The sequence below is a fragment of the Streptomyces luteolus genome, assembly GCF_029968015.1.
In the GTDB taxonomy this organism is placed as follows: domain Bacteria; phylum Actinomycetota; class Actinomycetes; order Streptomycetales; family Streptomycetaceae; genus Streptomyces; species Streptomyces luteolus.
Map to the genome: position 1 here is coordinate 60,518 of NZ_JASCIS010000042.1, position 7,884 is coordinate 68,401.

General features: G+C 71.4%; 7 protein-coding genes. 5 read left to right on the forward strand and 2 right to left on the reverse strand.

What is annotated here, in order from left to right:
- Positions 1–26 precede the first annotated feature (26 nt).
- The 4 genes from macS (at position 27) to QIT00_RS30370 (ending at position 4,263) form a co-directional block, all read left to right on the forward strand.
- Positions 27–1,229: a MacS family sensor histidine kinase gene (gene macS / locus QIT00_RS30355; RefSeq protein WP_282538645.1), complete on the forward strand. Its 1,203-nt coding sequence runs from the start codon at positions 27–29 to the stop codon at positions 1,227–1,229.
- 70 nt (positions 1,230–1,299) lie between these two features.
- Positions 1,300–1,944 (forward strand): response regulator, encoded by a 645-nt coding sequence (locus tag QIT00_RS30360; protein ID WP_282538654.1) that lies wholly within the window; start codon positions 1,300–1,302, stop codon positions 1,942–1,944.
- Positions 1,945–2,136: 192 nt separating this feature from the next.
- Entirely contained in the window at positions 2,137–3,174 is a 1,038-nt protein-coding gene (locus tag QIT00_RS30365) for a 6-phosphofructokinase (protein ID WP_282538646.1), read from the forward strand.
- Between the two features lie 81 nt (positions 3,175–3,255).
- Positions 3,256–4,263, forward strand: coding sequence for a 2-hydroxyacid dehydrogenase (locus QIT00_RS30370; RefSeq protein WP_282538647.1), 1,008 nt, complete (start codon positions 3,256–3,258; stop codon positions 4,261–4,263).
- On the opposite strand, the gene QIT00_RS30375 is transcribed toward QIT00_RS30370, so the two are convergent.
- Both QIT00_RS30375 and QIT00_RS39065 read right to left on the reverse strand, forming a co-directional pair.
- On the reverse strand, positions 4,203–6,116 hold the full coding sequence (locus tag QIT00_RS30375; RefSeq protein ID WP_282538648.1) for an anthranilate synthase family protein: 1,914 nt from the start codon (positions 6,114–6,116) through the stop codon (positions 4,203–4,205). The two genes, QIT00_RS30370 and QIT00_RS30375, sit on opposite strands and share 61 nt — an antisense overlap.
- 93 nt (positions 6,117–6,209) lie before the next feature.
- Entirely contained in the window at positions 6,210–6,266 is a 57-nt protein-coding gene (locus tag QIT00_RS39065) for a trp operon leader peptide (RefSeq protein WP_161697035.1), read from the reverse strand.
- 109 nt (positions 6,267–6,375) lie between these two features.
- Between QIT00_RS39065 and QIT00_RS30380 the strand changes: the two genes are divergently transcribed.
- Positions 6,376–7,728, forward strand: coding sequence for a class II 3-deoxy-7-phosphoheptulonate synthase (locus QIT00_RS30380; protein ID WP_282538649.1), 1,353 nt, complete (start codon positions 6,376–6,378; stop codon positions 7,726–7,728).
- Positions 7,729–7,884 lie beyond the last annotated feature (156 nt).

Sequence of the window (7,884 nt, forward strand, 5' to 3'; positions counted from 1 at the left end):
GACAGGGCCGAACCGTGGGGGGATTCATGGCCAAGCGGGAACGCGTCATGCGGATGTCCGTCGAACTGCCGCTCTGGCGCGCCCTGTCCGGATACCGCGTCCTGACCATGCTCTACGCGGTCGGGGTCTTCGTGCACGCGCGCGAGGAGTACCAGCGCCCGCTCGTCGCCGTCGGCTATCTCGCCGTACTGATGGCCTGGACCCTGGCGACGCTGCCGCGCGTGGCGAGCGCGCAGAGCTGCACCAAACGCTTCCTCGGCGCCGACCTGACCCTGGCCCTCGTCGGCATCCTGCTCACGACGGTCGCCGATCCCGACCACGGCGACGGGCCGACGCTGCCGACCATCTGGACCGCCGGCGCCGTCCTCGCCTTCGCCCTGAAGGGTGGCTGGCGCTGGGCCGCGTTCGCGTCCTCCCTGGTGGCCGTCGCGAACATCGTGCAGCGCGAGACCCCCAGCCGGGACACCGTGCACAACGTCCTGCTCGTATGGGTCGCCTCCATAGCGATCGGGTACGTGGTGGAGGTCGCCCGCGCCTCCGAGCGCACCCTCGCCCGCGCCCTGGAGATCGAGGCGGCCACGCGCGAGCGGGAGCGCCTGGCCCGCGACATCCACGACAGCGTGCTGCAGGTCCTCGCGATGGTCCAGCGGCGCGGCACGGCACTCGGCGGCGAGGCCGCGGAGCTCGGCCGGCTCGCGGGCGAGCAGGAGGTCGCCCTGCGCACCCTCGTGGCGGGCGGTCTCACACCGGCGTCCCGCGCGTCCGAGGACGTCTCCCTCGGCGCCGTGGTCCGCGAGGTCGACGAGCCGGACGGGCAGGAGTCCGGCGGCCGCCCATGCGACCTGCGGACACTGCTCGCGCCGTTCGCCGGAGCGCGCGTCACGTTCTCGGAACCGGGCGCTCCGGTGCTGCTCGCCCCCGCCTCGGCCCGCGAGCTGACCGCCGCTGTCAGTGCCGCCCTGGACAATGTGAAACGCCATGCGGGTACGGATGCCCAGGCCTGGATCCTGGTCGAGGACTGGCCGGACGAGATCGTCGTGACGGTCCGGGACGACGGACCGGGCATCCCGGAGGGCAGGCTGGCCCAGGCCGAGGGGGAGGGGCGGCTCGGGGTCGCCCTGTCCATCCGCGGCCGCCTCCGGGACATCGGGGGCACCGCCGAGCTGATCTCGGTACCAGGACAGGGCACGGAAGTAGAGCTGAAGGTCCCACGGGGGAAGGCGAGTTGACGTGAGCGAAGAGCAGCTGGACAGCACAGACAGCACAGACAGCACAGAGGGTGCGGCCCCGATCCGGGTGATGGTCGTCGACGACCACCCGATGTGGCGGGACGCGGTCGCCCGTGACCTGGCGGAGGCGGGCCTGGACGTGGTCGCGACGGCGGGCGACGGAGAGCAGGCGGTGCGCCGAGCCAAGGCCGCTTCGCCCGACGTCCTGGTGCTCGACCTCAACCTGCCCGCGAAGCCCGGCGTCCAGGTCTGCAAGGAGCTGGTCGGCGCGGACCCGAAGCTGCGCGTCCTGGTCCTGTCGGCGAGCGGTGAGCACGCGGACGTCCTGGAGGCGGTCAAGTCGGGCGCCACGGGCTATCTGCTGAAGTCGGCGTCCACGGAGGAGCTGCTCGACGCCGTCCGCCGCACCGCCGTCGGGGACGCGGTGTTCACGCCCGGCCTCGCGGGCCTGGTCCTGGGGGAGTACCGCAGGCTGGCCTCCGAACCCGTCCCCACCGAGCCGGACGAGCCGAAGGCCCCGCAGCTCACCGAGCGCGAGACGGAGGTGCTCCGCCTCGTCGCCAAGGGCCTCAGCTACAAGCAGATCGCCGAGCGCCTGGTCATCTCGCACCGCACGGTCCAGAACCACGTCCAGAACACCCTGGGCAAGCTCCAGCTGCACAACCGCGTGGAGCTGGTGCGGTACGCGATAGAGCGCGGCCTCGACGAGGAGTAGACCCCGCGCTCTCGCGGGCGTTCCCGTCACCTCCTCGGCGCCCCGGCCCTCCTTAGGGTGAACGCCGGAGATCAACTCCCGTTCGTTTCACCGGAATTGACTCTTCACCCGGTCCCGAAGTGACCTGGATCACCATTAGCGTGACCCGGATCGGACTCACTTCAGGCGCACTGAGGCGAAGGGACACATTCCATGGGGCCAGGAAAAATCGGAGTGCTGACCGGAGGCGGCGACTGCCCCGGGCTCAACGCCGTCATCCGCGGCATCGTCCGCAAGGGCGTGCAGGAGTACGCGTACGACTTCATCGGCTTCAAGGACGGCTGGCGCGGGCCGCTGGAGGGGGACACCGTCCGGCTCGACATCCCGGCCGTGCGCGGGATCCTGCCGCGCGGCGGCACCATCCTCGGCTCCTCGCGCACCAATCCGTTCAAGGAGCAGGACGGCGTCCGCCGGATCAAGGAGAACCTCGCGAAGGAGGAGGTGGAGGCGCTCATCGCGATCGGTGGCGAGGACACCCTCGGCGTCGCGGCGCGGCTCTCCGAGGAGTTCGGCGTCCCCTGCGTCGGCGTGCCCAAGACCATCGACAACGACCTCTCCGCCACCGACTACACCTTCGGCTTCGACACCGCCGTGGGCATCGCCACCGAGGCCATCGACCGGCTGCACACCACCGCCGAGTCGCACATGCGCGTCCTCGTCGTCGAGGTCATGGGGCGGCACGCGGGCTGGATCGCGCTGCACTCCGGCCTCGCCGGCGGCGCCAACGTCATCCTCATCCCCGAGCAGCGCTTCGACGTCGAGCAGGTCTGCTCCTGGGTGACCTCGCGCTTCCGCGCCTCGTACGCGCCGATCGTGGTCGTCGCCGAAGGGGCGATGCCCAAGGACGGCGAGATGGTCCTCAAGGACGGCTCGCTCGACTCGTTCGGGCATGTGCGGCTCTCCGGCGTCGGCGAGTGGCTGGCCAAGGAGATCGAGCGGCGCACCGGCAAGGAGGCCCGCACCACCGTCCTCGGTCACGTGCAGCGCGGCGGCACACCGAGCGCCTTCGACCGCTGGCTCGCCACCCGCTTCGGCCTGCACGCCATCGACGCGGTGCGCGACGGCGACTTCGGCAAGATGGTCGCCCTGCGCGGCACGGACGTCGTCCGCGTCCCGATCGGCGAGGCGACCGCGCGCCTGAAGACCGTCGACCCGGCGCTGTACCGCGAGGTCGGCGTCTTCTTCGGCTGATCCCGCAGGGGCGCGAGTGCGGCGGGGGACGGCACCTTGCTCCGGGTGCCGCCCCCCGCGGTCGTCCATAGACTCGCCGCCATGGAGATCCTGGCATTCGGCGTGCAGGCCGACGAGAAGCCGCTGATCGAGAAGGCCTTCGCGGACCACCACGACGTCCGGTGCCTGGACGTGTTCCTCAACGAGGACACCGCCCCCATCGCCGCCGGGTACGAGATCATCTCCACCAGCGTCAACGCCAGCCTCGACAACCACGTCCTGCAGACCCTCGCCGCCGGCGGGACGCAGATGATCGCCCAGCGCTCCACCGGCTTCAACAACATCGACCTCCAGGTCGCGGAGCGTCTCGGCTTCACCGTCGCCCGCGTCTCCTCCTACTCGCCGTACTCCGTCGCCGAGTTCGCCTGGACCCTCGCGATGGCCGTCAACCGCCGCGTCGTCCGCGCCTCCAACCGGACCCGCGACTTCGACTTCCGGCTCGACGGGCTGATGGGCCGGGACATGCGCGGCCGCACGGTCGGCGTCCTCGGCACCGGCAAGATCGGCGAGGCCTTCACCCGCATCGCCCACGGCTTCGGCATGAGCCTGCTCGGCTGGGACGTCGCGGAGAACCCGGCCTGCGTGGAGCTCGGCATGAAGTACGTCGCGAAGGACGAGCTGCTCGCCGAGGCCGACCTGATCAGCCTGCACGTACCGCTGTTCCCGGAGACCCGGCACATCATCGACGCCGGGGCGCTGCGGGCCATGAAGGACGAGGCGATCCTGGTGAACTCCAGCCGCGGCGCCCTCGTCGACACCGAGGCCCTGGTCGGCGAGCTCCGCCAGGGCCGCTTCACCGGCGTCGGCCTCGACGTGTACGAGGCCGAGGCCGGGTTGTTCTTTCTCGACAAGTCGATCCAGGGCGTCGAGGACGACACCCTGGCCCGGCTGATGACCTTCCCGAATGTCCTGGTCACCTCGCACCAGGCGTACTACACGGTGGACGCCGTCGGCCAGATCATCGACACCACCGTGCACAACGTCCTTGACTACACCGCGGGGCGACGCAGCGAGAACGTACTCGTCCCCGCCGAGCCCAGGACCGACTGAGCGAGCAGCTCCGCAACGATCCGGGTGCCGCGCAGCGTGAGCACCGACTCCGGGTGGAACTGCACCGAGGCGAAGCCCGGCCCGCGCAGCGCGTGCACCTCGCCGGTCTCCCGGTCGCGGCTGACCCGCACGCGGTGCGCGCCGAGCTCCGCCTCCTCCTCGTCGTCGCAACGCGCCACGAAGCTGTTGTAGAAACCCACCACCTCGGGCCGCCCGAACAGCTCGATCCGGGTCTGCGCACCCTGGTACGGCACCTGCTTGCGGCCGATCTCCAACCCCAGCTCGGCGGCGAGCAGTTCATGGCCCAGGCACACTCCGAGCAGGCCGTGGGTGTGTTCCCGCACCAGGTCCGCCGTCAGCGCGCGCAGCGTCCGCATCTTCGGGTCGTCGGCGTCCGAGGGGTCGCCGGGGCCGGGCCCGAGGACCACCGGGCCCTCGTGCGCGAGCGCCGCCTCCCGCAGCCCCGGCTCGTCGTACCGCCGCACACTCACCTCCAGGCCCGACGAGCGGAGCAGATGCGCCAGCATCGCCGTGAACGTGTCCTCGCCGTCGACCACCAGGGCGTGCCCGGACAGCTCCGCCGACCGCTCCTGCATCCGCAGCCAGAACGGCGCGAGCGAGGTCCTTCGGGAGTCGAGCGCCTCCTGTACGCGCGCGTCGTCCGCGAGCCGCGGGCGCGCGCCCTCCGCGCGCGGGCGCCCGGGCCGCACCCCGAGCGCGGCCAGCACACCGGCCGCCTTCGCGTGCGTCTCGGCGACCTCGCTCGCCGGGTCCGAGTCCCGCACCAGCGTCGCCCCGACCGCGACGCGAAGGCCGCCCCGCGCGTCGATGTCGGCGGTACGGATCAGGATCGGCGAGTCAAGGGTCTGGGCGCCGCCCGCATCCCGGCCGATGAGGGCGAGGGCCCCCGCGTAGTAACCGCGCCCACCCGGCTCGTACCGCTGGATGACCCGGCAGGCGTTCTGCACGGGGGAGCCGGTCACGGTGGCGGCGAACATCGTCTCCTTCAGGACCTCCCGCACATCCAGGGACGACTTCCCCCGCAACTCGTACTCGGTGTGCGCGAGATGGGCCATCTCCTTCAGCCGCGGCCCGACGACGACACCGCCCATGTCGCCGACGGTGCACATCATCTTGAGCTCCTCGTCGACCACCATCGACAGCTCGGCGACCTCCTTGCCGTCCGCGAGGAAGTCGAGCAGCTGCTCCGCGGTGGGCCCCTGAGCCGGGTACCGGTAGGTCCCGCTGATCGGATTCATCACGACCGTCCCGCCGGTCATCCGCACATGCACCTCGGGGCTCGCCCCGACCAGCGTCCGGCTCCCGGTGTGCACGACGTACGTCCAGTACGCGCCCCGCTCCCCGTCGAGCAGCCGCCGGAACAGGGCGAGCGCGTCGGCCCGCGAGAAGCCGTCGACGCGGCCCTCGAAGTTCCGCCGGATCACGAAGTTCGCGCCCTCGCCCCGGCCGATCTCGTCCCGGATCACGCGCTCGACGATCCCCGCGTACGCCTCGTCGTCCACGTCGAAGGCCCCGTCCGTCACGCGCACCTCGTGCGCCGGCAGCTCCTCCAGGGCCTGGGCGAGCGGCACCTCGTAGCGCTCGTCGGCGGTCAGCACGGCGAGCGGGGTGCCGTCGTCGCGTACGTCGAAGCCGCGCTCCCTGATCTGCCGGAACGGGACGAGCGCGAGCACCGGAAGCTCCCGCTCCGGGATGTCGGCGAGCCGCTCCACCTCCTGCACCGGCCCGAGCAGCACCTCGACCGTGTCGTGGTCACGGCCGGGCGTACGGCGGCGCAGCAGGGCGAAGGGGATGTCGGAGTCGACGAGGTCGACGAGTCGACTGATCGGCATGGTGGTTCCTTCCTGACGAGAGGAGGGAACGGCCGGCGCTGAAAACACTGAAGGCCGCCCCTCGGGCGGCCTTCGCGATCGGTGTACGCGCAGTCAGTGGGCCGCCGGATGAGCGGTCCACCACCAGTTGCGGGTCTCTTGCGCGAACATGCTCCGCACCCTAACCCATCCGCACCGGCGCCACGGGGCTGTCCACAGCGCCGTCTCACGAAGTGGGCCGGGGGCTGGGCACTCGCCATGACCCCGTAATGTTGTCGAGGTGACCGTGAACGCTAAGACCACCGCATCCGGTGGCAACACCTGGCGAGACCTTCCCGCGGCGCAGCAGCCTGAGTACCCCGATGCCGAGGCTCTGCGCGATGTGATCGCGGACCTCGAATCGTATCCGCCGCTCGTCTTCGCGGGCGAGTGCGACCAGCTGCGCGCCCGCCTTGCGTCCGTCGCCAAGGGAGAGGCGTTCCTGCTCCAGGGCGGCGACTGTGCCGAGGCCTTCGACGCCGTGTCGGCCGACCACATCCGGAACAAGCTCAAGACCCTGCTCCAGATGGGTGCCGTGCTGACGTACGCGGCCTCCGTGCCGGTCGTCAAGGTCGGCCGGATCGCCGGCCAGTACTCCAAGCCCCGCTCCAAGCCCACCGAGACCCGCGACGGCGTCACCCTGCCGACCTACCGCGGCGACTCGGTGAACGGCTTCGACTTCACCGAAGCGGCCCGCGTCCCTGACCCCGAGCGCCTGAAGCGGATGTACAACGCCTCCGCCTCCACGCTCAACCTGGTGCGTGCCTTCACCACCGGCGGTTACGCCGACCTGCGCCAGGTGCACGCCTGGAACCAGGACTTCGTGAAGTCGTCCCCCTCCGGCCAGCGGTACGAGAAGGTCGCGCGCGAGATCGACAACGCGCTGAACTTCATGCGGGCCTGCGGCACGGACCCGGAGGAGTTCAAGACCGTCGAGTTCTACGCCTCCCACGAGGCGCTCCTGCTCGACTACGAGTCGGCCCTCACCCGGACCGACTCGCGCACCGGCAGCCTGTACGACACCTCCGGCCACATGGTCTGGATCGGTGAGCGCACCCGCCAGCTGGACCACGCGCACATCGAGTTCGCCTCGCGGATCCGCAACCCGATCGGCATCAAGCTGGGCCCGACGACCACCCCGGAGGAGGCGCTGCAGTACATCGAGCGCCTCGACCCGGACCGCGAGCCGGGCCGGCTGACCTTCATCGTCCGGATGGGCGCGGACAAGATCCGCGAGAAGCTCCCCACCCTGGTCGAGAAGGTCACCGCCTCCGGCGCCCAGGTCGCCTGGATCACCGACCCGATGCACGGCAACACGTACGAGGCGGCCTCGGGCCACAAGACCCGCCGCTTCGACGACGTGCTCGACGAGGTCAAGGGCTTCTTCGAGGTGCACAAGGCGCTCGGCACGCACCCGGGCGGCATCCACGTCGAGCTCACCGGTGACGACGTCACCGAGTGCGTGGGCGGCGGCGACGAGATCTTCGTCGACGACCTGCACCAGCGCTACGAGACGGCCTGCGACCCGCGCCTGAACCGCAGCCAGTCCCTGGACCTGGCGTTCCTGGTGGCGGAGATGTACCGCGACCAGTAGTCGCAACGCTGCAGACAGCTGTGGGGGGGGGGGGCCCCCCCCGCGCCCCCCCCCCCCCCGGGGCGGCGGGCGCCGCCGGGGGGGGGGGGGGGGGGGGGGGGGGGGGGGGGGGGGGGGCCGCCCCCCCCCCCCCCCCCCCCCCCCCGCGGGGGGGGC

Bases quoted from the DNA above. Each gene is read 5' to 3' on its own strand.
- macS (WP_282538645.1), top strand. From the start codon at position 27: ATGGCCAAGCGGGAACGCGTCATGCGGATGTCCGTCGAACTGCCGCTC.
- QIT00_RS30360 (WP_282538654.1), top strand. From the start codon at position 1,300: ATGGTCGTCGACGACCACCCGATGTGGCGGGACGCGGTCGCCCGTGAC.
- QIT00_RS30365 (WP_282538646.1), top strand. From the start codon at position 2,137: ATGGGGCCAGGAAAAATCGGAGTGCTGACCGGAGGCGGCGACTGCCCC.
- QIT00_RS30370 (WP_282538647.1), top strand. From the start codon at position 3,256: ATGGAGATCCTGGCATTCGGCGTGCAGGCCGACGAGAAGCCGCTGATC.
- QIT00_RS30375 (WP_282538648.1), bottom strand. From the start codon at position 6,116: ATGCCGATCAGTCGACTCGTCGACCTCGTCGACTCCGACATCCCCTTC.